22 protein-coding genes are annotated in these 23,179 nt (G+C 66.3%); 8 read left to right on the top strand and 14 right to left on the bottom strand.

The features are described from left to right. Nucleotides 1–19: 19 nt before the first annotated feature. Genes IE113_RS13920 through IE113_RS13910 form a run of 3 tightly spaced genes read right to left on the bottom strand, consistent with a single transcriptional unit; the run spans nucleotide 20 to nucleotide 2,576 of the window. On the bottom strand, nucleotides 20–307 hold the full coding sequence (locus IE113_RS13920; protein WP_189542519.1) for a hypothetical protein: 288 nt from the start codon (nucleotides 305–307) through the stop codon (nucleotides 20–22). A 47-nt stretch (nucleotides 308–354) separates the two neighbouring features. Next, on the bottom strand, nucleotides 355–1,353 hold the full coding sequence (locus tag IE113_RS13915) for an acyl-CoA dehydrogenase family protein (RefSeq protein WP_189542517.1): 999 nt from the start codon (nucleotides 1,351–1,353) through the stop codon (nucleotides 355–357). Between the two features lie 2 nt (nucleotides 1,354–1,355). Continuing rightward, nucleotides 1,356–2,576 (bottom strand): acyl-CoA dehydrogenase family protein, encoded by a 1,221-nt coding sequence (locus IE113_RS13910; protein WP_189542515.1) that lies wholly within the window; start codon nucleotides 2,574–2,576, stop codon nucleotides 1,356–1,358. An 89-nt stretch (nucleotides 2,577–2,665) separates the two neighbouring features. Here IE113_RS13910 and IE113_RS13905 point away from each other — a divergent pair, with 89 nt between their 5' ends. Beyond that, nucleotides 2,666–3,490 carry a thioesterase family protein gene (locus tag IE113_RS13905; protein ID WP_189542513.1) on the top strand — a complete coding sequence of 275 codons (825 nt, stop codon included), beginning with the start codon at nucleotides 2,666–2,668 and terminating at the stop codon, nucleotides 3,488–3,490. 2 nt (nucleotides 3,491–3,492) lie between these two features. On the opposite strand, the gene IE113_RS13900 is transcribed toward IE113_RS13905, so the two are convergent. After that, nucleotides 3,493–4,281: an enoyl-CoA hydratase-related protein gene (locus IE113_RS13900; protein ID WP_189542511.1), complete on the bottom strand. Its 789-nt coding sequence runs from the start codon at nucleotides 4,279–4,281 to the stop codon at nucleotides 3,493–3,495. A 7-nt stretch (nucleotides 4,282–4,288) separates the two neighbouring features. Next, nucleotides 4,289–5,575, bottom strand: coding sequence for an FAS1-like dehydratase domain-containing protein (locus IE113_RS13895; RefSeq protein WP_229822517.1), 1,287 nt, complete (start codon nucleotides 5,573–5,575; stop codon nucleotides 4,289–4,291). A gap of 72 nt (nucleotides 5,576–5,647) precedes the next feature. Here IE113_RS13895 and IE113_RS13890 point away from each other — a divergent pair, with 72 nt between their 5' ends. Beyond that, on the top strand, nucleotides 5,648–7,138 hold the full coding sequence (locus IE113_RS13890) for a class I adenylate-forming enzyme family protein (protein ID WP_189542509.1): 1,491 nt from the start codon (nucleotides 5,648–5,650) through the stop codon (nucleotides 7,136–7,138). An 8-nt stretch (nucleotides 7,139–7,146) separates the two neighbouring features. Here the strand turns inward: IE113_RS13890 and IE113_RS13885 are convergent, their stop codons facing one another. The 4 genes from IE113_RS13885 to IE113_RS13870 are packed head-to-tail and all read right to left on the bottom strand — an operon-like array spanning nucleotide 7,147 to nucleotide 11,804. Further along, entirely contained in the window at nucleotides 7,147–8,127 is a 981-nt protein-coding gene (locus tag IE113_RS13885; RefSeq protein WP_189542507.1) for an aldo/keto reductase, read from the bottom strand. A 2-nt stretch (nucleotides 8,128–8,129) separates the two neighbouring features. Further along, the gene (locus tag IE113_RS13880; protein WP_189542505.1) at nucleotides 8,130–9,350 is read right to left on the bottom strand and encodes an acyl-CoA dehydrogenase family protein; all 1,221 of its coding nucleotides are present in this window, start codon (nucleotides 9,348–9,350) and stop codon (nucleotides 8,130–8,132) included. A 1-nt stretch (nucleotide 9,351) separates the two neighbouring features. Then, a complete protein-coding gene (locus tag IE113_RS13875) occupies nucleotides 9,352–10,440 on the bottom strand; it encodes an acyl-CoA dehydrogenase family protein (protein ID WP_189542503.1) in 1,089 nt (362 codons plus the stop codon). Beyond that, nucleotides 10,440–11,804 carry a phosphotransferase family protein gene (locus tag IE113_RS13870; protein ID WP_189542501.1) on the bottom strand — a complete coding sequence of 455 codons (1,365 nt, stop codon included), beginning with the start codon at nucleotides 11,802–11,804 and terminating at the stop codon, nucleotides 10,440–10,442. The genes IE113_RS13875 and IE113_RS13870 overlap by 1 nt, the downstream gene beginning before the upstream one ends. 69 nt (nucleotides 11,805–11,873) lie before the next feature. On the opposite strand from IE113_RS13870, the gene IE113_RS13865 reads away from it, so the two are divergent. Continuing rightward, nucleotides 11,874–12,674, top strand: coding sequence for an enoyl-CoA hydratase/isomerase family protein (locus IE113_RS13865; RefSeq protein ID WP_189542498.1), 801 nt, complete (start codon nucleotides 11,874–11,876; stop codon nucleotides 12,672–12,674). Next, entirely contained in the window at nucleotides 12,674–14,188 is a 1,515-nt protein-coding gene (locus IE113_RS13860; RefSeq protein ID WP_189542496.1) for an acyl-CoA synthetase, read from the top strand. The genes IE113_RS13865 and IE113_RS13860 overlap by 1 nt, the downstream gene beginning before the upstream one ends. Before the next feature lie 389 nt (nucleotides 14,189–14,577). Here the strand turns inward: IE113_RS13860 and IE113_RS13855 are convergent, their stop codons facing one another. Continuing rightward, a complete protein-coding gene (locus tag IE113_RS13855; protein ID WP_189542494.1) occupies nucleotides 14,578–15,672 on the bottom strand; it encodes a zinc-binding dehydrogenase in 1,095 nt (364 codons plus the stop codon). Then, complete coding sequence (locus IE113_RS13850; protein WP_189542492.1) at nucleotides 15,669–17,300, bottom strand: GMC family oxidoreductase; 1,632 nt, start codon at nucleotides 17,298–17,300, stop codon at nucleotides 15,669–15,671. The genes IE113_RS13855 and IE113_RS13850 overlap by 4 nt, the downstream gene beginning before the upstream one ends. Nucleotides 17,301–17,454: 154 nt before the next feature. Here IE113_RS13850 and IE113_RS13845 point away from each other — a divergent pair, with 154 nt between their 5' ends. Genes IE113_RS13845 through IE113_RS13835 form a run of 3 tightly spaced genes read left to right on the top strand, consistent with a single transcriptional unit; the run spans nucleotide 17,455 to nucleotide 19,339 of the window. After that, nucleotides 17,455–17,667, top strand: coding sequence for a ferredoxin (locus tag IE113_RS13845; RefSeq protein ID WP_189542490.1), 213 nt, complete (start codon nucleotides 17,455–17,457; stop codon nucleotides 17,665–17,667). Further along, complete coding sequence (locus IE113_RS13840) at nucleotides 17,664–18,890, top strand: cytochrome P450 (protein WP_189542488.1); 1,227 nt, start codon at nucleotides 17,664–17,666, stop codon at nucleotides 18,888–18,890. Before IE113_RS13845 ends, IE113_RS13840 begins: the two co-directional genes overlap by 4 nt. Before the next feature lie 26 nt (nucleotides 18,891–18,916). Continuing rightward, nucleotides 18,917–19,339, top strand: coding sequence for a VOC family protein (locus tag IE113_RS13835; protein WP_189542486.1), 423 nt, complete (start codon nucleotides 18,917–18,919; stop codon nucleotides 19,337–19,339). A 7-nt stretch (nucleotides 19,340–19,346) separates the two neighbouring features. On the opposite strand, the gene IE113_RS13830 is transcribed toward IE113_RS13835, so the two are convergent. The 3 genes from IE113_RS13830 to IE113_RS13820 form a co-directional block, all read right to left on the bottom strand. Next, nucleotides 19,347–20,000 carry a TetR/AcrR family transcriptional regulator gene (locus IE113_RS13830; protein WP_189542484.1) on the bottom strand — a complete coding sequence of 218 codons (654 nt, stop codon included), beginning with the start codon at nucleotides 19,998–20,000 and terminating at the stop codon, nucleotides 19,347–19,349. A 127-nt stretch (nucleotides 20,001–20,127) separates the two neighbouring features. Continuing rightward, on the bottom strand, nucleotides 20,128–21,186 hold the full coding sequence (locus tag IE113_RS13825) for a hypothetical protein (RefSeq protein WP_189542482.1): 1,059 nt from the start codon (nucleotides 21,184–21,186) through the stop codon (nucleotides 20,128–20,130). Between the two features lie 3 nt (nucleotides 21,187–21,189). Beyond that, nucleotides 21,190–22,179: a quinone oxidoreductase family protein gene (locus IE113_RS13820; RefSeq protein ID WP_229822508.1), complete on the bottom strand. Its 990-nt coding sequence runs from the start codon at nucleotides 22,177–22,179 to the stop codon at nucleotides 21,190–21,192. Nucleotides 22,180–22,280: 101 nt separating this feature from the next. On the opposite strand from IE113_RS13820, the gene IE113_RS13815 reads away from it, so the two are divergent. Next, nucleotides 22,281–23,177 (top strand): SDR family NAD(P)-dependent oxidoreductase, encoded by an 897-nt coding sequence (locus IE113_RS13815; RefSeq protein ID WP_189542480.1) that lies wholly within the window; start codon nucleotides 22,281–22,283, stop codon nucleotides 23,175–23,177. Nucleotides 23,178–23,179 lie beyond the last annotated feature (2 nt).

Genomic DNA, 23,179 nt, shown 5'->3' with positions numbered 1-23,179 from the left:
CGGGCGTGCCGTTCCGCGATCAGTCCGACGCCGGAAGCGGCTTGGCTTCCTTGAGCACGAGCACCGTGCCGTCGAGCGCGAGCGAGCCCTTGCCCGGCTTAACGCACAGCAGCTCGGTAGTCCCCGCGGCATCGACATAGCGTTTGCCCATCACCGAACCGCCCGCAAAATCGGGATTGAGCTCCACGGCATCGCCGCCGCCCTCGCTCATCGCCGCGCCGCCGCACTGGATCGTGCCGCTGCCGCAGCGGATCACCACCACTTCGGTATCGCACGCGCTGCTTTTCAGTCTGCTGCCGGGTTTCATGGATTCGCTCCGTTGTTCATGCCGTCTGTTGCTGTGTGCCGCACCGGTTACCAGCCCGCCAGATCCGCCGCGCGGGCGCGGTGCTGGGCCGGACTGCCCAACCACGCGCGATTGAAGGCGGCGCGGCGGAGCCAGTAGTTGAGGCCATATTCCCACGTATAACCGATCCCGCCATGCGCCGCGATGGCTGCACGGGTGGAGCGGACATAAACATCGCACAGATGCGCCTTGGCCATCGCGGCAGCGCGCGGGGCATCGTCCAGCGCGGCATCGTGGGCATAGGCCGCATACCAAACCAGCGCGCGGGCCGGTTCGACATCCAGCGCCATATGCGCCAGTTGATGCTTCAGTCCCTGGAACCGCCCGATCGGCTGGCCGAACTGTTCGCGCTCCTTGGCATAGGCGACCGAAATGTCGGTGCAGTGCAATGCGCCGCCCAGCGAATCCGCCGCAACCAGTACCAGCGCGGCATCGCAGATTTGCGCCGTCAGGGGATCGCTGGCGGCGGCCAGTTCGTGCCGAACCGCGCCTTCGAACGTCACGCGGGACACCGGGCGGCTGCGGTCGGTCGGCTGGACTGGCTCGATCACCACGCCCGCACCCGCTTCGACCAGCGCCAGCCCGGATTCGCGACTACCGACCAGGAATACCTGCGCGGCGCGCGCGCACTGGACGTAGGGGCTGTCCCCCAGCGCCAGCGCGGCGACAGTCGTTCCGGCCACCAGCGCGTCCAGATGTGCGCGCGCCGCCGCATTGCCCGAACGCGCCACTGCCGCAACCGCCAGCAGCTGTCCGATGAGCGGCCCCGGCGCGGCTGCCGCGCCCGCTACTTCGTTGACCAGCGCCGCATCGAGCAGGCCCATGTCGCTGTCAGGCAACAGGATTCCGCCCAGCCCCAGCGCCATCAGCGCTTCCCAGCTGGCGGGATCGAAATCGTCTGCGCCATCGGCAAAGGCGTGCAGCCGGTCCATCGGCCAGCAATCAGCCAGTGTGCCGCGCACGGCATCCTGAATGGCGATCTGCTCTGCGGACAAATGAAAGCGCATCGTTACTTCTCCGCGCCTGCTTCAAGCGCAAGCGCCAGATCGCGCGGCAGGCCCAGCCCGCGTTCGCCGATAATATTGCGCTGGATATTCGATGCACCGCCCGCAATCGAATTGCCCAGGCTGCCCATGATCTGGTCCAGCCACTTTTCCGGCCCGCGCACACCGCGCGGCCCGCGGCCGCCCGCACCGGCGGGCTCGATAAAGGCGTACTCGCCAATCAGCTCCTGCGCCAGCAGCGCCATTTCATGTCCGATCTCGGTCAGGTAGAGCTTCATCATCAGCTGCACCGGCCCGGCATCTTCGCCCGCTGCCGCACAGGAAAACAGGCGGAAGCTGGTATAGCGATGCGCCAGTACGAAGCCTTCGATCCGGGCCAGCGAATCGCGCACCAGCGGATCGCCAATCCGGCCGGTTTCCCTGGCCAGGTCCACCAGCTTCCTGAACTGGTTGCCCAGCCCGTCGGCGCTGCCGATGCTGGCACGCTCGTGCTTCAGCGTGGTGCGGCTGACGTACCAGCCCTGCCCGCGTCCCCCCACCTGCCAGCTGACCGGCGTTTCAGCGTTATCGAAAAAGAACTCGCAGAACGTGTGCGCCCCCTGCTCGCCCGTCATCTGGCGGATCGGGCGGCGCGTAATGCCGGGCTGATCCAGATCGATCAGCAGATAGGTAATGCCATCGTGCTTGGCGGCATCGGGTTCGGTCCGCACCAGCATGAACATATGCGTGGATTGCATCCCCTGGCTGGTCCAGATTTTCTGGCCATTGATGATCCAGCGGGTGCCATCCGGCGAGAGTTCGGCCTTGGTCCGGACCGAGGCGAGGTCCGATCCCGAACCGGGTTCGGAATAGCCCTGCCCCCAGATGTAATCGCCCTCGATCGTCTTGCGGATGAACAGTTCGCGCTGCTCCTCGGTTCCCTTTTCCAGCAGGGTCGGGACGGTCATGTTCACGCCGTTGCCGCCAACTTCCAGCGGCGCGCGCGCGCGGCCGAATTCCTCGCGGATCACTTGCGCGCGGATGACGTCGACCGGCTGTTCGGACCCGCCATAGCGCCTGGGGACCGAACGATAGAGGTAGCCGCGCTCAACGCCCGCGCGGCGGAACGCGCGGATGAACTCTTTCAGCTCGGCGCCGCGCCGTTCGGCGGGCTGCCAGTTGTCCGCCAGGAAGCGGCGCACTTCTGCGCGAAAGGCTTCCGCCTCTGCTCCATAGCTCAGGTCCATTGCACTTCCTCTCTCGATGCGCCACTTGCACGGCACGGCTTCCTATGCCTTACTTGTATCACTAGGTCAAATATCTCGAAGCGGAAACTATGACAGTAACCGACCCTTCGCCGCACCCTTTTCCGCCCTGCTATTACCAGCGTGACGGGGCGGTCTATGTGCCGACGGCGCTGGCCCGCAGCCCGTGGGACGCCAAGGCCATTGCCGGCGGGCCGGTCAGCGCCCTGCTGGCGAGCGGGGCTGAAGACGCCGCGCTGGATGCGGCGTTCGAGATTGCCCGCTTCTCGGTCGACATCTTCGGGAAAGTGCCGCACCAGCCGTTGACCATTGCGATTCAAGTGCTGCGCAACGGCCGCCAGACCAAGTTGCACTGCGTGACCCTGCTGGCCGAGGACCGCACCGTCGCGCAGGCCCACATCCTGCGCGTGCGGCGGCTGGAAACGCCCGCCTTCCCGGTGCCGCACGATTACCCCGCCCCTGCAACCATCCCCGTGCAGGAGGGCCCACGCGGCGCACGGATGGGCGGGGCGATCAGCCTGCGGCGCGTGCTGGGCGGCCCGGGCGAGCCGGGGCGCGGCGTGTCATGGCTGGCGATGGAGGGCGAAGTGATCGCCGGGCAGGCCCCATCAATCTTCGTCAAGGCCTGCCTGTTCGCCGATTTCGGCAACGGCTTTGGCAACGCCACCGATGCCGGGGAATGGAGCTATGCCAATCTCGACATCACCATCCAGTTCCTGCGGATGCCGGTGGGCGAATGGTTCCTGCTCGATGCCGAAACGCACATGGCCGGCAACGGCCACGGCACCGCGCGCAACGTGTTCGCGGACGAACTGGGCGTCTATGCGCGCGGCTTCCAGACGATCTTCGTGGCGCCAGGGCACTTGTCCAAGAGCGTGCCCCGACCGCCTGCCTGACATCAGCCTTTCGGCTTGTTCTGTTCCCGCCAGATCATCGCCGTCGCCTGGGTCGACAGGCCCATGTTGAGCGCTTCGGCATCGAACTGGGCCTCGAACGACCAGTCCTCGGCATTGTTGAGGTTCTGCTTCATATAACGGAAGCCCATGCGCGGGCCGTCGGCCAGCCGGTGCGCCGCCTTCAGCGTTTCATCGCGCAGCGCATCGTCATCGAACAGGCGGGTATACAGCCCCTTGGCAAAGGCTTGCTCGGCCGAGAGCTTTTCCCCCAGCAGGAACAGTTCGCGCGCCACGCCTGTTCCGACGATCTTGGTCCAGAACCAGGTCGATCCAAAGTCCCCGCCCGCGCCGATCCGGTCGAACGCGGTCAGGAACGTGGCCGAACGCGCGGCAAAGCGCAGGTCGCAGGCACCGGCGATGCCGATCCCGGCGCCTGCCACCGGGCCGTTGACCATCGCGATGGTCGGCTTGCCCATTTCGTGCAGCAGGCGGGATGTTTCCATGAACCCGCGCAGTCGGGCAAAGCCCTGCTCGGCGCGGCTGCCGGATTCGGGGTTGGGCGGTACCACGGCCTTGTCGGCCCCGCCTTCCTTCAGGTCGCCCCCGGCGCAAAAGCCGCGACCCGCGCCGGTGACCACCACACAACCCACCGCCGGGTCGCGCGCGGCATCGGCGCAGGCATCGGCCAGCGGCGCCATGATCGATCCGGTCAGCGCGTTGAGCCGGTCAGGCCGGTTGAGGGTGATGATGCGGACCCCGCCCTCATTATCGATCAGGACTTCATCGGTCATCGGCTGATTATTCCCCACCCAGTTCCCAGTGCCGCGCCATCATCCGCACAGCGGTTTCCGCAATGTCGGCCGGTACTTCCGGATATAGCGGCAGCGGCTTGTCCTTGCTCGGCAACGCGATCGTCGCGGTCGAGCGGACGGACTCCTCGCCGCGCTGGTTGACGAACCGGACGGCCACATCGACTAGGTTCTGCCCGTTTTCGGTCCGCTTGCCCAGCACTTCACCCGTGACGCGCTGCACGTCGCCCATGAAGTTGAACTTGCGGATTTCGTCGTGGACGTGGGTGATGATCCCATCGTCGCCCGCCCAGTCGTTGAGGTACTGCCACAAGTAGTTTTCGCGCATCACCCCATAGTCGTATGCCATCGGATTGCCGATCGCCTGGGCCCACACCGGGTCCCAGTGGAGCCGCTGGGCGACGTCGGGAATGCCGTGCTCGTTCTTGACATAGAACGCCGGAATGCGCTGACGGTTCTTGTGCGCGCGGCGGTTGGCGGTGGGAGCATAAGGCGTGAAGCCATAGCCCGCTGCATGAAAACAGATCACATCGGTCACCGTCAGTGGCCCCTTGATCTGCAAGCCCAGCGAATCGCCCTTTTCAACATCCTCGAAATAGCGCTTGGCACTGCCCTGCACCTGTTCGGCGGCATAGGCGGCCTCAATCTCGGCCCATTCGTCGTCGGTATACGTGGCAGGCTGAATCGACAGGTTCTTGCCCTTTTTCACCGCCGTCTTGCGCTCGGTAAGGACGCGCAGGATGTCATAGGTGGCGACCACTTCGGCGCGCTGGTTCACTTTGACGCGGCGGCTGGTGATGATCACGGACCGGCCGGCAAATTCGCTCTGCTTGACCTCGCAGGTCAGGTCGCCGCCATAGCTGTAGATCGTGTCGCCGGGGCGAACCGGGCGATAGAAATTCCAGCCAGAACCCGACACGAACACGTGAATACCCTTGAACAGGCTCTTTTTCAGGGCCTTCACTTCCGGCGGAGTCGGATCGCCCTTCATCGGCTTGTTGATCTGGCCGACCATCATGCCCGGCGCGATCACCCCGCCCCAGCGGGTCTTGCGGGAATAGGCGGGGTCGGTGAACAGCGGATTGTCATCGCCGCAGCCATAGGCCCAGTTGCGAATCGAATCTTCCGACGCAGTCTGGACATATTCGGCCGTCTTCTGGGGTTCCCAGACGCCGATCAGCTTGCGCTGCCGTTCGACATCTTCGTCCAGAATCTTATAGGCGACGGCCTTTTGCCATTCTTCGCTCTGTTTGATGTCGGTCTTTGCTTCGCTCACGGCAATCGCTCCTTGATCCCAGTTGTATAACTAGGTAATAGAAGCCGGGTAAGCAGGCAAGGGATTTTCAGGATGGGTCAGGTCAGGCGGATCAGCGATGCGCTGAAGGTGCGGGCACAGCACCAGGCGGGCGAGATCGCGCACGACGGCATCAACCGGCAGATTACCTATGCTGAATGGGACCGCGAGGCGGATGAGATTGGCGGCGGGCTGGCCGCGGCGGGGCTGGTTCCGGGGGACCGGGTGTTCCTGCCGATCAGCAATGCCCATGCCGTGGAAATGGCGACCGCGGTATTCGCGGTATTCCGCGCCGGCGGGATTGCCTGCCCGATCAATACGCGCCTGAACGCCAAGGAAATCGCCGACTTTGCCGAGTTGACCACCCCGCGCTGGTGCATCACCGACGTGCCGGACGTGGTGGCGGGACTGAAGCTCGACGGCTGCTGGACGGTGGACGCCATGCCGCGCAATCTGGCGGCGCTGCCCGATCAAGCCAGCCTTGATCCCGAAGCTGACGCCGAAATCCTTGGCACCAGCGGGACCACCGGCAAGATCAAGGGCGTCGTAGTGTCACACCCGGACCTGATGAAGGGCGTGACCGGCACCAACATGGACAAATCGCGCTCCACGCTGAACGCGCTGCCGTTGACCGGCTCGGGCGGGAACCTGGGCATCGTCATGCTGCCCGCGCGCGGCGGGGCCACCGCGATCACCCAGCCGAAGTTCGATCCCAAGGGCTTCCTCGAACTGGTCAAGGAAAAGCAGCCGGACCTGGTCTACCTGGTGCCCTCGATGCTGCGCCTGATCCTCGATCATCCGGACGTCGCCAACTACGATTTCGCGGGCGTGAAATACCTGATGACCGGCACTGCGCCGCTACCGCACGATTCGGTCAAGCGCGCGCTGGACTTGTGGCCGCACGTGCGGATGCGCAACAGCTATGGGATGTCCGAAGGCGGCATCGGCGTGGGCACAACCACCCGCGAACAAGTGCTGAAGCCCGGCTGCGTCGGCAAGCTGCCCCCGCATATGCAATTGCGCGACGAGGCGGGGAATGTCGTGACCCAGCCCGGCGTTGTGGGTGAAATCTATGGCTTCCAGAAGCACGCCCGGCGCTACTGGAACGATCCCGAAGCCACCGCCGCCAGCTTTATCGGCGGGTGGACCAAGACCGGCGATCTTGGCTACGTTGATCACGACGGCGACCTGATCATGGCGGGCCGGTCAAAGGAACTGATCATCCGGGGCGGCTACAACATCACCCCGCTGGAAATCGAAACCGCGCTGCACCAGCACCCGGCCGTGCAGCAGGCCGCCGTGGTTGGCGTGGAACACGAGGTGCTGGGCGAAGATATCGCTGCGGCCGTGACCCTGCGCCCCGGCCAGTCCGCCACACCGGACGAAATCATCGCATTCTGCCGCCAGCACCTGGCCGACAACAAGGTGCCGCGCACGCTGCTGGTGCTGGACGAAATGCCGCTGAACCCGAACGGCAAGATCCTGAAAAAGGAACTGGTCGGTCCGCTGACCGAAGCCGCCAAGGCCCGCCGCGCGGCGGGCTGAGGTCGGCCTCAGTTGTGCCCCAGCACCGGGTGGGGCACGTAAGGCGCTTCCAGGACAGCGATTTCTTCCGCAGTCAGCCGCAGGTCCAGGGCGGCAAGTGCGTCCTCCAACTGGGCCAGTCTGGTCACGCCAATGATCGGCGCCGTGACCTCGGCCTTGGCCAGCACCCACGCCAGCGCGACCTGCGCCATCGGCGCGCCGCGCGCGCCAGCGATGGCCGCGACGGCTTCCACAACCTGCCGGTCGCTGTCCTCGGTGCGGGCATAAAGCATCTTGCCAAAGCGGTCGCTGCCCGAACGGGCGGTCACCTCGCCCCAGGGCCGGGTCAGGCGGCCGCGCGCCAGCGGACTCCACGGGATGACCCCAATGCCTTCCTCTACGCAGAGCGGCAGCATCTCGCGCTCTTCCTCGCGGTAGAGCAGGTTGAGGTGGTTCTGCATCGATACGAACCGCGCCCAGCCGTTGCGCTCCGACACCAGCAGTGCCTTCTGGAACTGCCAGGCATACATCGAAGATGCACCGATGTAGCGCGCCTTGCCTGCCCGAATGATGTCGTTCAGCGCCTCGAGCGTCTCCTCGATCGGGGTTTCATTGTCCCAGCGGTGGATCTGGTAGAGGTCGATATAATCGGTGCCGAGCCGGCGCAGACTGTCATCCACTGCCTGGAACAGCGCCTTGCGCGAAAGGCCGCCCTGGTTCGGACCTTTGCCCCAAGCACCCCAGGCCTTGGTCGCGATCACCACTTCGTCGCGCCGCGCGAAATCCTTCAGCGCGCGCCCGGTGATTTCCTCGGACGCACCATCGGCATAGACGTTTGCGGTATCGAAGAAGTTGATCCCGGCCTCTACCGCGCGGGCAATGATCGCGCGGCTGGCGGCCTCATCCAGCACCCACGGATGGGCACCCTGCCCGGGTTCGCCAAAGCTCATGCAGCCGAGGCAGAGGCGCGACACTTTGAGGCCGGTGCGGCCAAGACGGATGTACTTCATGGTCACTTCAATTGTTCAAACGGGACATCCTTGTCCATCCGCACCTCGCCCGGCATGCCCAGCACGCGCTCGGCGATCTGGTTGCGCAGCACTTCGTCCGCGCCGCCCGCAATGCGCATCACGGTGGAATAGATGTAATCATATTGCAGGTCGGGCGTGACGCTGTCTGACGGATCGGCGGCAATCGCATCCAGCCCGCGCAATTCCATGCCCAGGCCCAGCACTTTCTGCTGCCGCCCGGCATAGGCCAGCTTGATCATCCCGGCCATCGCGCCGGGATTCTCGCCCTTGGACACCATGGTGCGCAGCCGTGCCTGGAAGAAGCGTTCGCCCTGCTCCTCGGCCAGGGCATCGGCCAGCGCGAGGCGCACGGCCTTGTCATCCAGCATGGTCGAGCCATCGCCCGCCGGAGTCTTGCCCGCCAGCGCCAGCAGCGGCTCAACCCCGCTGCGGTGCGCGCCAGAGCCCAGCCGCTCGCCCATCAGCACGGTCATGCAGCAGGCCCAGCCCTCGCCAATAGCACCAAGGCGGTTGGCATCGGGGATGCGCACATCGGTGAGGAAGGTTTCGTTGAATTCGCTCATCCCCGAAATCTGGCGGATCGGGCGCGTTTCGATGCCGGGCGTCTTCATGTCGACCACGAAGAAGGTCAGCCCCTTGTGCTTGGGTACGGTGGGATCGGTGCGGACCACCAGGATGCCCCAGTCGGTCAGGTGCGCCCAGCTGGACCAGACCTTCTGCCCGTTGACGATCCAGTCGCCCGAACCATCGTCCGCGCGCACCGCCTTGGTGCGCAGCGCGGCAAGGTCGGACCCGGCCGAGGGCTCGGAGAACAGCTGGCACCAGGTAATGTCGCCCTTCAGCGTCGGTTCGATGAACTGCGCGCGCTGGGCGTCGTTACCGTGCTTGGCGATCACCGGCAGGGCCATGCCGGTGCCGATCGAGGTGAACGGGCCCTTGGGCAGGTGATACTTACCCTCCTCTTCGGCAAAGATCACCGCCTCGATGCCGGACAGGCCCCGCCCGCCCAGCGCCTTGGGGAAGGTCAGCCCGGACCAGCCGCCGTTGTAAAGCTCGCGCATCCAGGCGCGGCCACGTGCGGCCTCCTCGGTGTCGGCCAGCTTGATGCCGGTGGGCAGTTCGTGCGCGGGGGCGTGGGCAGCGAGCCAGCTTTGCGCCTCGGCGCGGAAGGCGGCTTCGGCGGGGGTATCGTTGAAGTCCATCTCAGGCAGCCTTTTCTTGCGAGCCGCTCTGGGCGTTCAGCAGGCGGTTCGCCCAGTATCCGCGATTGCCGACGATCACCGCCAGCAGGCGCTCGCGCCGGTAATAGAAGTGGCAGTTGGCCTCAAAGGTATAGCCGATCCCGCCGTGGACCTGCAGGTTCTCGCGCGCGGCCAGTTCGAAGGCCTTGATCGCGGTCAGCCGCGCCGCCGCCGCCGCGCCGGGCAAGTCATCCGCCGAAGCCTCCGCCGCCCAGCCCGCAAAATAGGCGTTCGATTTCGCCAGTTCGATTGCCACCGCCACGTCGGCCAGCTTGTGCTTGATCGCCTGATAGCCGCCCAGCGGACGGCCGAACATCTGCCGCTCCATCACGTAGTTCCGGCCCATGGCGAGGCAGGCTTCCGAACCGCCCACCGCTTCAAACGCGGCTTGCACCGCCGCGCGGTCAAGCAAGGTCGGCAGCGCGTCCTTGCCGGGCAGGGCCTCGGCCTCGGCACCGTCGAAATCAATCCGGTAATGGCTGCGCAGTTGGTCAAAGCTGTCCAGCTTGGTCCGGGTCACACCGGGTTGATCGAGCTGGACGAGCGCCAGTCCATCTCCCACCTGCACCACGGCGACACTGGCGATCCCGGCATCGGCGACCGGCTGCTTCGTGCCGCTCAGCTTGCCGCCCGCCAGCCTCGCGCCCTGTCCCAACACCGGCCCCGCGCCTTCCGCGCTGGCAAAGCAAGCCACCACTTCGCCGCTGGCCAGTTTGGGCAGCCACTGCGCCTTCTGTGCCTCGCTGCCCGCCAGCCGGATCGCATCGGCGGCCAGCACGATCGAGGAGAAGAACGGCACCGCCGCGTTGACCCGGCCCAGTTCCTGCGAAATCACGCCTAGGTCCAGCTCGCTCATGCCAAGCCCGCCAAAGGCCTCGGGAATGTTCGCGCCAAGGAAGCCCATTTCGCCCAGTTCGCGCCACAGCGGCTCGTCCCATTCAGCCCCGCTGTCGATCAGCTTGCGCAGGTGATCGTAAGGCGTGCGCTCGGCCAACAGGCCACGCGCCTGTTCGGCCAGCATTTTCTGTTCGTCGGAAAGATCGAAATCCATCAGTCGAGATCCTCATACCAGGTGGTGGCAAGTCCACCCATTGCATCGGCCATGATCGCGGTTTCGCGCACCACGCGGTTGTGACACAGCTGCACAGCCGCGGCGAAATCGACCGCGTCGGCGGCAATCGCCTCGGCCAGCGCGGCGCGGGCGCCTTTCAGATTAGCCGGGGCAGACGGCATCAGCGCCCGGATCTCCGCCAGCTCCGCCGCATCGAACGCCGCGCCGTGGCTGGCGCGCATCCGCCAGAACTTCACCAACCGCGCCAGTTCCTTGGCCTTGGCAGCAGCGCGCTGGTTGCCGGCGGCGGGGACGATATCGTCCCTGAGGTCGGCCAGCGCAGTGGCAAAGAAGCGGTCGGTCCAGTCCGGCTCGCACAGCGGCAGTTCGGGATCGGTCACGGCGATCCCGGCCAGCTGCGCCACCGACTGCACGATCACCCGCTTGTGCATGGTGCCATAAAGCAGGCCGGTGCCGGTCGCGCCGATGCTGGAGCCTTCGCCGCTCGCCAGCGCCGCGCTGGGGACCGAGAACGACAGCTGGAAATAGAGCCGGTGATACTTCACCCGCGCCAGATCGACCGGCTGGCCGCTCGCCGCCTCATAGGCCGCGAACACGTCGGCCATCGGCACGAACGGCTGGATCAGGCTGCGCACCCAGATTTGCGCCAGATCCTCCATCGGATCGCCCAGGTGGGTCAGCTCCCAATCGACCAGCGCCGCGATTTCATTGCCATTGAACAGGAAGTTGCCCGGCCCGGCATCGCCGTGCAGCACCACCGCGGGGCCGCGATCCGGCGGCACGTTGCGCGCCAGCCAGGCCAGCGCCACCTGATAGATCGGATCGGCCCCAGCGCTCAGGTTGGTGCGCTGCCACTGGGCGATGTTGGCGCGAATCCGGGAGGCGGGCGGTTCGGTTGCATCGCCCAGCGCGGCAAAGGCCGGATTGCGCGCGTCCAGCCGGTGCAGTGCCGCCAGCTGCCCCACGAAGGCGCGGGCCAGCGCCGCCTTGTCCTCGGCCTGCGGGAACCGGTCATTGCCGCTGACGAATTCGCTCAGCAGCGCCAGATGCGACGGAAACGTCCCGACCAGCGGCGCCACGGTGACGCCACTGCCATGGTACGGTCCGGACAGCGCGGCCAGAATCGCCGTCTCCCGTTCAAAATACGGCATCCGCGAAGGGTCGCCCGCGCGCCCGTCCCACGCCAGATAGCAGCGTCGCTCGGCCCCATCGGGATAGCGCAGCATCACTTCCGCGCCTTGCCGCGACGCACCGCCGCCACCGCGCGCCTGCTCGCCGGCGATGACAGCGCCGGTCTGCTGCTCTACCTCTGCCCGCAGATCGGCAGGGATTGCACTTGCCATCAGGTCATCCAGTTATATAACTACGTTAAACATCACTTCTTACACACTCGCGCCGGGAGAGAGTCAAGCGTGACCTACGAAACTATCCTGTTCGATGTCGCCGATCATGTCGCCACGATCACCATCAACCGACCCGAAGCGATGAACAGCTTCAACCGCCAGATGATGGACGATTTCGCCCGCGTCTGGCACGAAATTTCGTGGAATGACGATATCCACGTAACCGTGCTGCGCGCCGCGCCGGGCCGGGCATTCTGCACCGGGGTCGATGTGAAAGGCGCGGTTGCGGGGGATCGCCCCGCGGTCGACCTCGACAACATCTGGCACTGCTTCGATCCGGGCGATCAGCTGGGCCCCAAGTCGATGCAGTGCTGGAAGCCGATGATCTGCGCGGTCCACGGCATGGCTGCGGGCGGCGCGTTCTATTGGTTGAACGAGGCCGACATCATCATCGCTTCGGAAGACGCCACGTTCTTCGACCCCCACGTGACATACGGCATGACCAGCGCGCTGGAGCCGATCGGCATGACCTACAAGATGCCGCTGGCCGACGTGCTGCGGATGGTGCTGCTGGGCAATGATGAGCGGATGAGCGCGGAATACGCCAAATCGATCGGGCTGGTCAGCGAAGTCGTCCCGCTCGACCGGTTGTGGGACCGCGCGCACGAAATGGCGCTGCAAATCGCGGCCAAGCCCCCGGCGGCGATCCAGGGTTCGATCAAGGCGATCTGGAGCAGCCTCGACATGCCGCGCTCGGTCGCGCTCGCCAACGCGCTCAAGTACCCGCAGATCGGCAACCCGGTGGGCGTGCCCCAGGTCGACCGCGCCGCGCTGATGGCGGACAAGGCCAAGAAGTACACGATCCGCTGATGACCCACCCCCGCCTTCACGCGCTGGCCGATCCCGATCGGCCCGCCGTCATCATGACCGACGGCGCGCCCGGCCTGACGTATGGCGAGCTGGAGGACCGCGCCAATCGCGGCGCGCACCTGCTGCGGTCGCTGGGGATCGCGCGCGGGGACGGGATCGCCTATTGGCTGCCCAATTGCCCGGAAGTGTTCGAAGTCTATTGGGCCGGCCAGCGCGCCGGGACCTATATCACCCCACTCGCCACCGCGCTGACCGCGGCTGAGGCTGACTACATCATCGGCAATTCCGGCGCGAAGCTGCTGGTGGTTTCACCGGCGATTCCGGGGCTGGCCACCTTGCCGGCGCGCGCGGGCGTGACGGTGCTGACGCTCGATCAATTGCGCGCCGCGCTGGCCCGCCAGCCCGCAGGGCCGATTGCCGATGAAAGCCCCGGTTTTCACATGGTCTATTCCAGCGGCACCACCGGCCAGCCCAAGGGCGTGCGCCTGCCCCTGCCCGAAGGCGAGGTGACCGGCGAACACATGATCGCGGCGCAGATTGGCCGGCGCTACGGGCTTGGCCCGGCGGACACCTATCTGTCGCCCGCGCCGCTCTATCACACCGCGCCGCTGGCCTATACCACCACCTGCCACCGCCTGGGCGCGACCGTGGTGCAAATGCCCAGGTTCGAACCCGAACCGGCACTGGCCGCGATCGAGCGCTTTGGCGTGACCATCACGCAGATGGTGCCGACGATGTTCTCGCGCCTGCTCAAGCTGCCCGAAGCGGAGCGCGCCGCATATGACCTGTCATCGCTGCGCACCGTGATCCACGCCGCCGCGCCCTGTCCCGTCCCCGTCAAGCAGGCGATGATCGCATGGCTCGGGCCGATCATTTTCGAATACTACGGCGGCTCCGAAGGCAACGGGTCGACCGGGATCACGAGCGCGGAATGGCTGGAAAAGCCCGGTTCGGTCGGCAGGGCCAGCTGGGGCACGATCCACATCTGCGACGATACCGGCAACGAACTGCCCACGGGCGAGCAGGGCACCGTCTATTTCGAGGGCGGCTGGGACTTCAAGTACCTGGGTGACGAGGACAAGACGCGCAACAGCCGCAACCCGCTGCACCCGAGCTGGTCGACCCTGGGCGATGTCGGCTATCTGGATGCCGACGGCTATTTGTTCCTGACCGACCGCAAGAGCTACATGATCATCTCAGGCGGCGTGAACATCTATCCGCAGGAAGTCGAAAATCTGTTGATCACCCACCCCAAGGTCGCCGATGCCGCGGTGATTGGCGTGCCGAACGCGGATTTTGGCGAGGAAGTCAAAGCAGTGATCCAGCCGCTCGATCCGGCGGATGCAACCCCCGCCTTCGCTGCCGAACTGATCGCATTCTGCAAGGCGCAGCTCAGCCCGATCAAATGCCCGCGCTCGGTCGATTTCGATCCCGCCCTGCCCCGGCTCGATAACGGCAAGCTGTACAAGCGGTTGGTCAAGGACCGCTATTGGCCACTAAGTGATCGAGAGTGAGGGGCGTTCACCCTGGAACCGCAACAGCTTTCGACGAAAGCACTTTTGTCCAGAAAGATTACCAACCACGCATAGGTGGTGACGACGATTGGTATCGAACAGCACGGGCGGTCCGGCGGCATGACCAAACCGCCCGGTAAACGTGAGCAGACCACTCCGCCATTCCGCCACGCCGCCTAGGAGATGCTGAGGGCAAGGAAACACTTGACCGGCAGAGAACGTTTCGCATCAGACTGTCACCACCGCCACCATGTGCCCGCGGCCTGCGCCTCAAGAGTCCGCATCAGGCAACCGCGTGGCGTTCCATTGGGGCGGCGCGAATTTCCAGCATGTGCCTGCGCCGCATCTGTCGCCCAGAGGCCAAGCCTGGCGCGCCAACCGGTGAGCGTTCATTCCTGAAAACTGACCACCACGCGCAGCGCGGCGCCGCTTTTCATCAGCATGAACCCGGCGTTGACCTCTGCCATCGGCAGGCGATGGGTGACGAGATCGGCCAGGTTGAGCTGGCCCGATGCGAACAGGTCAAGCAGGGCGGGCAACTCGCTGCGGCCCTTGATGTTGCCCATGAACGAGCCAAGCAAAGTGCGCCCCAGTTGCAGCTCGAACGGGATGATGGCCAGCGCCTCGCCATCGGGTGGAACGCCCAGCACGGTGCAGCAGCCCCAGCCGGGACGCGTGGCGGACAGCGCCTGCTGCATGGTCCGCGTGCTGCCGACGCATTCGAAGCTGTAGTCGGCCCCGCCCGCCGTCAGCGTGCGGATCGCGGCAACCGGGTCTGGCCCATCGGCGGGGATGAAGTGGGTCAGGCCGAATGCGGCGGCGCTGGCCTCGCGCGCCGGGTTGCGATCGACGCCGATGATCACCGACGCCCCGGCGAGGCGGGCGCCCTGAACAACGTTCAGGCCGATCCCGCCCAGCCCGAACACCGCCACGCTGGTGCCCGGCGTGACCCGCGCCGTGTTCCGCACCGCCCCGACCCCGGTGGCGACCGCGCAGCCGACCGTACAGGCCAGATGGAACTGAACGTCGGCGCGAATCCGGGCGACGTTGCGCTCTGGCATGACGATGAACTGCGCCAGCGAGCCGACCCCGGCATATGTCGCCACGGGCCGCCCGCCCAGGCGAAAGCGCGGGGTCTGCGTGCCAAGTTCGGCCATGAACCGGTCACACAGGTTGGTGCACCCGGATTGGCATGCGGTGCATTCGCCGCATTCCGCCAGCGACAGCGGGACCACGTGATCGCCCACCGCCAGCCCGGTCACTCCCGGCCCCGTGGCGCGGACAATGCCAGCGCCTTCGTGGCCGACCACCACCGGGAACGGAAACGGCGCGGCGGTGCCCTCGATCTGGCCAAGATCGCTGTGGCACAGCCCGCTGGCCATGATCTCGATCAGCACTTCGCCGGCGGCAGGTGGATCGAGGTCCAGCTCCTCCAGCACCAAGGGCGCGCCGGGGGCGTGGCAGACCATTGCCCGCACTTTCATGGCTGCACCTGCGGCAGCAGCGCGGGTGGCGGTGGTGCGCGGCCCAGGATCAGGTCCGCCGCCTTCTCGGCGATCATCGCCACCGGAATCGCCGTGTTGCCGCCGGGCAGGTGTGGCATGACCGAGGCATCGACCACCCGCAGCCCCGCGACGCCGCGCACGCGCAGTTCCGGATCGACCACGGCCAGCGGGTCACCGCCCATGCGCGCGGTGCCAACCGAGTGATAGTCCGCCTCTGCGCTCGCGCGGATATAGGCGTCGATCGCGGCATCGTCCTGCACGGCGCTGCCCGGCCCCAGCTCCTCGCCGCGCATCTCGTCAAAGGCCGCCTGCGCGAAAATCCGCCGCGCAATCCGCACCCCTTCGCGCAAGGCGATCCGGTCTGCGTCCGTGCCGTTGTAGTTCTGGTCGATCACTGGCGGTTGATCCGGGTCCGGCCCCGCCAGCGTCACCGCACCGCGCGCCTGCGGGCGGGCGACGTTGATATGGGCATAGAACCCGTGCATCGGCACCAGCCGGCTGCCGTTGTGGCTGAACAGCGCCGAGACCAGCAGCATCTTGAGGTCCGGTTCCGCCAGCGCCGGATCGGAGCGGACGAAGCACGCCGCCGACATCCCCGGATCGGCCAGCGGGCCGCTGCGGGTAAGCAGGTACTGGCCCATCGCCACGGCCCCGCGCAGGGGATTGAGATAGCGCAGCATCGACCACGGCTTGGTCGAGCGGTAGCGGACATGGGCGGCCAGATGGTCCTGCAGGTTCTGCCCCACGCCCGGCAGATCGGCGCGTACGGCTATGCCGTGCCCGGCCAGATGCGCGGCGGGTCCCAGGCCGGACAGCATCAGCAACTGCGGCGTGTTGATCGCCCCGGCTGAAAGGATCACCTCGCGCCGCGCGGTGGCGAAGCGCGTTTCCCCGCCGTGGCGGAACTCCACCCCGCTCGCGCGCTGCCCAGCGAAACACAGCTTCCGGGTGTGCGCGCCGGTCAGCACGGTCAGGTTCGCGCGGCGGCGCACCGGGCGCAAGTAGGCACTGGCCGCGCTGGACCGGCGGCCCCGGCCCACGGTCAGGTCGACCGGTCCGAATCCGTCGCGACGCGCGCCGTTGAAGTCCGCGCAAAAAGGATAGCCCGCCTGCTGCCCGGCAGCGATGAACGCCTGAGCAAAGGGGTGGTCCTGTCCCGCGCGCGTCACCGCGATCGGGCCATCCGCGCCATGCCAGTCGTCGCGGCTGGGGGCATAGCTTTCCAGCTTGCGGAAATAGGGCAGCACATCGGCAAACGACCAGCCGGGGTTTCCTTCTGCCACCCAGCGGTCGTAATCGCTGTGAAAGCCCCGGTCATAGACCATGCCATTGATCGACGACCCGCCGCCCAGCACCTTGCCGCGCGGGACATAGAGCACGCGCCCATCCAGATGCGCCTGCGGGGCGGAAACATAGGGCCAGGCGAACCGGCCCGACATCATGATCGGCAGCAATCCGCCCGGCGCCGCGATCAGCGGGCTGGAATCCGTCCCGCCCGCTTCCAGCAGCAGCACCCGGTTGGCCGGGTCCTCGCTGAGCCGGTTGGCCAGCACGCAGCCCGCCACGCCGCCGCCGACGATGACAAAATCGAAGTCCAGCCCAGACATCGAAACCCCTCCGTTTGTGCCATTTTTCACCGTGCAGGCCGTGCCGTTACGATGCTGGCGATTCCTGCTTGTGAGTGGACGTCCGATATGTGAGTGTCAACTTACAACATGGCCGGGCGCTCTCGCATCGGCCGGGAACCGAGAGGGTGCGAGCATGAAGGTGGTGGTCGATCTGGCCCGATGCCAGGGCCATGCGCGGTGCGAGGACTTGTGTCCGGAAGTGTTCGCTACCGATGCGGTCGAGGGCAAGTGCGTGATTGCCCAGCCGGAATTCCCGCCCGAACTGGAAGCGCGCGTGCGGCTGGCCGTGCGCAATTGCCCGGAAGGCGCCCTGCGCATCGCCAAGAGCGCCACGGGCGCGGCATGACCCTGCACTTCCAGCCACCCGCCCCGGACCATGTGCCGCCAGAGCGGATGGTCGATTTCGATTTCTTCGCGGTGCCTCCCGGCATGGCCGACCCGACGGAGATCTGGCACGATCTGGTCCGGCAGGGCGTGCCCAGCATCTTCTACACCCCGCGCAATGGCGGGCACTGGGTGCTGATGGACTATGCCGACATCGTCGAGGCCTATCGCGACCACACCGTCTTTTCGACCTACCAGACCCCGGTTCCGCCGATCGAACCGTTCCCGGTGGTCCAGCCGCAAGGCGTCGATCCGCCCGAGCACAATGTCTTCCGGCGGCTGCTGGCCCCGCTGTTCACGCCAATCGCGGTGCGCGGGATGGTGGACGAATTGCAGCGCCGCGCCGCCGGCCTGATCGACCGGTTTGCGGCGCGCGGGCAATGCGATTTCATTGCCGATTTCGCGGCGCGCTATCCCACCGGCACGTTCCTCCACCTGTTCGGGCTGCCGGAAGAGCGGCTGGACGAATTCCTGGCGCTGGCCAGCACGTTCTTCCGCTCGACCGCCCCGGCCGAGCGGGCGGACAACATCACCCAAATCTATGCCGTGCTGGACGCGCTGTTCCGCGAAAAGCAGGCCAGCCCCGGCACCGACATTGCCAGCACCATCGTGCTGGCGCGCGACGCCAACGGCCAGCCGCACGACTGGACCGATATCCTCAACTGCGGGTTCCTGCTGTTCGTTGCCGGACTGGATACGGTCACGAACACGCTGGCCTATATCTGGCGCTATCTGGCGACCACGCCCGATGCGCGGCGCTATTTCCGCGACCGGCTGGACGATCCCGATGCCTTCCTGCGCGGGATCGAGGAACTGATGCGGATCAACGCAGTGTCCAGCCTGTTCCGGCGGGTGACTCACGACTGCGAGTTTCGCGGCGTGCAGCTGCGCCGCAACGACCGCGTCGTGTTGCCCAACACCATCGCCAACCGCGATCAGCGCGTGTTCGAGAACCCGCAGGCGATCGACCTTGACCGCGCGGTCAACGTCCATGTCACGTTCGGGGTCGGCCCGCATCGCTGCATCGGCTCCCACCTCGCCAAGCGCGAAGTGATGGTTTCGATGCAGGAATGGCTGCGGCGCATCCCGGACTTCGAACTTGACCCGGCCCAGCCGCCGGGCGCCGCGTTTGGCGGCTCGGTCATGGGCTTTGACAGCCTGTGGCTGCGCTGGCCGCCCCGTTGACTTCCCACCCTGACAAGGAACCTGCAATGACCGATCCCCGCCCCGCTGGCTCCAACTTTGGCATGACCTACATGTTCGCCAAGACGTTCGTCGCCGATCTGGAAGCGATGGCCCGGTTCTATGAAGCGGTGCTGGGCCTGATCCCCTTTGCCCGCCACCAGGACACGATGCTGGGCCGCCCGATTTCGGAAATCATGTACCAGGCCAGCTATCCCGGCGGCCCGGCCTTCACCATGATCAGCTATACCGATGGCAACCCGCCGCCGCCCGGCGAGGCGGTGCAGGGCTTCGTCGCCACGGACCTTGCCGCCACGTGCGAGCGGGCCATAGCGCATGGCGGCACGGTGCCCCAGCCGATCCGCGAGGTGCCGGAATACGGGATCAAGGTCGCCTTCATCCTCGACCCCGAAGGGCATGTCATCGAAGTGATCGAAATGATCGGCCAGTAACCCTGGTTCAGCTACCCAGGTGCCGCCTGATCGCCTCGTCGGTCAGGCCCAGCCCCCGGCAGCAGAACCACAGCGCTTCGCGCACCAGCGCCTCGCCATCGTTGGCATAGGGGCGCGAGGCCGGGTCGAGCACCGCGATCGCGTTGATCATGGTGCCGATGTGTTCGATGAACATGTTGGTGTTGGCGATGGTCAGCGGTTCGCCTGTCACGTCCCCGGCCGCGCGGGCGGCATCGTGCGCGGCGCGGATCGCACCCAGCGAGCGGCGCTGCGCACGGCGATAGATCAGGCTGGCGAAATAGCCGTCGCCAGACAGGCTGGCCAGCGTCAGCCGATAGCCTTCGCGCCCCGGCCCGTGCGGGTCCATGATGATGCTGCGGAAATAGCGGTCCAGCGAGCTGATCAGCCCGGCCGTGCTGGGTTCGACCACGCCGACTTCGGCATAGTTCTCGTCCTGCTCGCGAAAGATCTGGCGCAGCACGGCGCGGTAGAGCGACAGCTTGGACGGGAAGTGCCGATAGACCAGCGCTTCCGACACGCCCGCCTCGCGCGCGATTTGCAGGGTCTTGGCGCCATGAAAGCCGCTGCGGGAAAACACGCGGCGCGCGGCGGCCAGGATCAGGTCGCGGCGCTCGGTACCGGGGATGCGTTTGCCAGCCATGATGAGCGCTCACTTACCCCGATTGCGGCTTACGTCAACCGTCGAAGGCTGAAAAATCCGGCCTTCCGGTGGTCGCGCTCACTTACCTGTCGGGGCGCCCGCTTACCGCGCGCGCCCCGCAAGGGCATCAGGCCGCCAGCGGCGAAAGCGGCTCGGTCGGCATGTGCGTCGGATAACCGTGGTCATAGACCCGCGTCAGCAGGCCGATGAAGGCGGGATCGTACATCGGGTCGCTCGGCACTTCGAACGTGTGGCCGCGCTGGCGCAAGTCGGCAATGAACGTGTCGAACACCTGATCGTGGGTCAGGTCGTCCTTGTGGTCCAGCGTCAGCTTGAGCTCGTCGAGGTCCATGAAGATCTGCGCGTTCCAGTGGAACAGATAGCGCATTTCCTCCACCGGGATCTGCTGGATCACCTGGCCATCGGTGGTGATCTGCCAGCCGCCGGGATGCGCCCGGTCAGGTTCGATCAGCGAGGTGATGTCCAGCCCGGCCGGACGGCGCATGTCTTCAGGACCGTTGGCTTCGGCGGTGTGGTACATCATCTCGTTCTCGACCACCACGGCGCGGCCCCACATCGGGGCGGGCACGGTCTTGAACGGGTTGGCGGGGCCATCGGGCCAATAGTGGAACCCGCCGCCCACGCTGCCCTTGTAATACCAGGCAATGACCTGCGCCTTCTTGGCCTGCCAGCGCTGGAACAGGGTCGATTTGCACATCGTGTTCATCAGCCAGGGCGGTGTGTTGTCCATGTCGATGCCGCGAAAGCGGGTGCCGTCGATGTGCGGCATCCCGCCCATCGGGCAGGGGCCCTGGATGTTGAACAGCATCGATTCCGGCTGGGCATACTTCGCCCCCCAGTATTCGCGCGCCAGGTCCAGGAACTTGATGTTGAGGAAGCAGTCCTCGATTTCCGGGTAGAGGCTGGTCGAACCCTTGGCGAGGTAGCCACGGAACACCGGGGAGAGGAACATGTCCCAGGTCGGCTGGAACCCTTCAGGGACGGAGCCGGTGGTCGTGGCGATCACTTCTTCGGGCGTCTTGAAATGCTGGGCCAGGATCAGGCTCCACGGGCCGTTCTCGGTCACGACGCCGACCAGCCGCTCGAACTGATCGGCGGTATAGGCGTCCTCGATGATCCGGGGCGGCGCGACCGGGCGGAACTTGGCGATGATTTCGGGATTCATGGTTCAGTTCTCCAGAGCAGGATTGACTTCAAGCAGGATCTTGCCGCGCACGTGGCCGGCCTGGACCAGCGCTTGGGCGCGGCCCGCTTCGGCCAGCGGCATGATCACGTGGTCCGGCACGCGGATGCGCCCGGCAGACAGCGCCTCGACCAGTCCGGCGAGCTGGCGGGGCTGGCTGTCGAAATCGGAAATGGTCGGGATCACGCTGACCCCGGCGGCGGTCAGGCGGGCCGGATCATAAGGTGCCTCATCGGCGATCAGCGTGCCGATCGGGCAGATCACGCCCCCGCGCCGGACGGTTTCGATGGTGTCGACGAAGGTGCCCTGCCCGACCGTGTCGACGATCAGGTCCACGCCCTGCGGCGCCCAGACGCGGATCGCGTCCGCCACACTGCCCGCGCGGTAATCGATGGCGTGGCTGGCCCCAAGGCTGCGGACATAGTCGAAATTGCCCGCCGAGCAGGTGGCCGCCACTTCCGCCCCGGCCATCCGCGCCAGCTGGATCGCGAAGCTGCCGGTGCCGCCCGCCCCGCCATTGACCACGACCTTCTGCCCCGGACCGGCGCGGCCATTGTCGAACACGGCCTTCCACGCGGTCATCCCGGCCGTCGGCAGCGTGGCGGCCTGGGCAAAGCTGACATTGGCGGGCAGCGGGATCACCCGCTCGGCCGCGCTGCGCACGTATTCGGCATAGGAGCCGCGCTCACCCAGGCCCTGGTTGCCCGGCGTCACCACCCGGTCGCCCACGGCCAGCCCGGTCACGCCTTCGCCCACCGCGGCCACCACGCCGGCAGCGTCGAAGCCGACCACGAACGGGAACTGATACTGGAAATACTGCGCCAGCCAGCCTTCGCGCGCCTTCCAGTCAGCCGGATTGACGCTGGCATAGGCAACCTGCACCACGACCTGGCCGGGCGTTGCCTCGGGCCGCTCGATCTCCGCCATGTGGAGGACCTCTGGCCCGCCGAATTGATCGAGCACCATCGCTTTCATTGTCGCTTCTCTCCCCGGATCGATTGACTCGATTCCTAATTTGCCTATGCAAGTAAGTAAACACTCATTATGCAGGGATCTGCAAGGGGAGAGGCAATTCAATGGATCAGGAACAGAAGCTGGCGGGCAAGATTGCGCTGGTAACCGGCAGCAGTCGGGGGATCGGCCGCGCGGTGGCGCAGCGGCTAGCAAGTGCGGGCGCGACCGTGGTGGTAACCGCCCGTTCGGCTGACAAGCCGGCAGGCGGCGTGCGCTTTGGCCAGCAGCAGATCGTGCCCGGCACGCTGGCCGAAACGGTCGCCCTGATCGAGGCGGCGGGCGGCAAGGCCATCGCGCTGGCGGCCGATCTGGAGGATGCGGACCAGCGCGATTCGCTGATCGATCGTGCGGCCAAGCTGGCTGGCGGGCTGGACATCCTGGTCAACAACGCCGGGTTCGCCGACTATGCGCGGGTCGACCAGATGGCGCTGCACACGTTCGACCGCACGTTCGACCATTACCTGCGCGTGCCGTTCCGGCTGGCGCAGGCGGCGATCCCGCACATGCTGCAGGCGGGCGCGGGGTGGATCGTCAACATCGGCTCGATCACGGCCTATCCGCCGGTTCGCCCTTATCTGGACTATGCCAGAGCGGGCGGGGATTCGGTCTATGCGGCCAGCAAGGCGGCGCTGCACCGGCTGACCCAGGGGATGGCCGCCGAACTGGTGGACAGCAACATCGCCGTCAACGTGGTCGGCCCGTCCACCGCGATCCGCACTCCCGGCGCGGACGCCCTGATCCCGGCAGACTATCCGTGCGAGGACCCGGCCTATTTGGCGCAGACGGTTCTGGAAATGTGCCACCTGCCCGCTGCCGAGCGGACCGGGCTGGTGGCGTTCTCGATGCATTTCCCGCACGCCATGGGCTTTCCGGTGCGCACGCTGGACGGAACGGGCGAACTGCCGCCGGCGGAACTGCCGCTCTATTCCCACCCGGCCACCAGCCTCGACGGATTGTAAGC

The organism is Novosphingobium arvoryzae (assembly GCF_014652615.1).
Taxonomy (GTDB): domain Bacteria; phylum Pseudomonadota; class Alphaproteobacteria; order Sphingomonadales; family Sphingomonadaceae; genus Novosphingobium; species Novosphingobium arvoryzae.
The sequence above is the reverse complement of the archived record's forward strand: the minus strand, read 5'-3'. Positions and strand labels throughout refer to the sequence as shown.

Coding starts and splice junctions, on each gene's coding strand:
- IE113_RS13920 (WP_189542519.1), bottom strand. CDS start 307: ATGAAACCCGGCAGCAGACTGAAAAGCAGCGCGTGCGATACCGAAGTG.
- IE113_RS13915 (WP_189542517.1), bottom strand. CDS start 1,353: ATGCGCTTTCATTTGTCCGCAGAGCAGATCGCCATTCAGGATGCCGTG.
- IE113_RS13910 (WP_189542515.1), bottom strand. CDS start 2,576: ATGGACCTGAGCTATGGAGCAGAGGCGGAAGCCTTTCGCGCAGAAGTG.
- IE113_RS13905 (WP_189542513.1), top strand. CDS start 2,666: ATGACAGTAACCGACCCTTCGCCGCACCCTTTTCCGCCCTGCTATTAC.
- IE113_RS13900 (WP_189542511.1), bottom strand. CDS start 4,281: ATGACCGATGAAGTCCTGATCGATAATGAGGGCGGGGTCCGCATCATC.
- IE113_RS13890 (WP_189542509.1), top strand. CDS start 5,648: ATGGGTCAGGTCAGGCGGATCAGCGATGCGCTGAAGGTGCGGGCACAG.
- IE113_RS13885 (WP_189542507.1), bottom strand. CDS start 8,127: ATGAAGTACATCCGTCTTGGCCGCACCGGCCTCAAAGTGTCGCGCCTC.
- IE113_RS13880 (WP_189542505.1), bottom strand. CDS start 9,350: ATGGACTTCAACGATACCCCCGCCGAAGCCGCCTTCCGCGCCGAGGCG.
- IE113_RS13875 (WP_189542503.1), bottom strand. CDS start 10,440: ATGGATTTCGATCTTTCCGACGAACAGAAAATGCTGGCCGAACAGGCG.
- IE113_RS13870 (WP_189542501.1), bottom strand. CDS start 11,804: ATGGCAAGTGCAATCCCTGCCGATCTGCGGGCAGAGGTAGAGCAGCAG.
- IE113_RS13860 (WP_189542496.1), top strand. CDS start 12,674: ATGACCCACCCCCGCCTTCACGCGCTGGCCGATCCCGATCGGCCCGCC.
- IE113_RS13855 (WP_189542494.1), bottom strand. CDS start 15,672: ATGAAAGTGCGGGCAATGGTCTGCCACGCCCCCGGCGCGCCCTTGGTG.
- IE113_RS13850 (WP_189542492.1), bottom strand. CDS start 17,300: ATGTCTGGGCTGGACTTCGATTTTGTCATCGTCGGCGGCGGCGTGGCG.
- IE113_RS13845 (WP_189542490.1), top strand. CDS start 17,455: ATGAAGGTGGTGGTCGATCTGGCCCGATGCCAGGGCCATGCGCGGTGC.
- IE113_RS13840 (WP_189542488.1), top strand. CDS start 17,664: ATGACCCTGCACTTCCAGCCACCCGCCCCGGACCATGTGCCGCCAGAG.
- IE113_RS13835 (WP_189542486.1), top strand. CDS start 18,917: ATGACCGATCCCCGCCCCGCTGGCTCCAACTTTGGCATGACCTACATG.
- IE113_RS13830 (WP_189542484.1), bottom strand. CDS start 20,000: ATGGCTGGCAAACGCATCCCCGGTACCGAGCGCCGCGACCTGATCCTG.
- IE113_RS13825 (WP_189542482.1), bottom strand. CDS start 21,186: ATGAATCCCGAAATCATCGCCAAGTTCCGCCCGGTCGCGCCGCCCCGG.
- IE113_RS13820 (WP_229822508.1), bottom strand. CDS start 22,179: ATGAAAGCGATGGTGCTCGATCAATTCGGCGGGCCAGAGGTCCTCCAC.
- IE113_RS13815 (WP_189542480.1), top strand. CDS start 22,281: ATGGATCAGGAACAGAAGCTGGCGGGCAAGATTGCGCTGGTAACCGGC.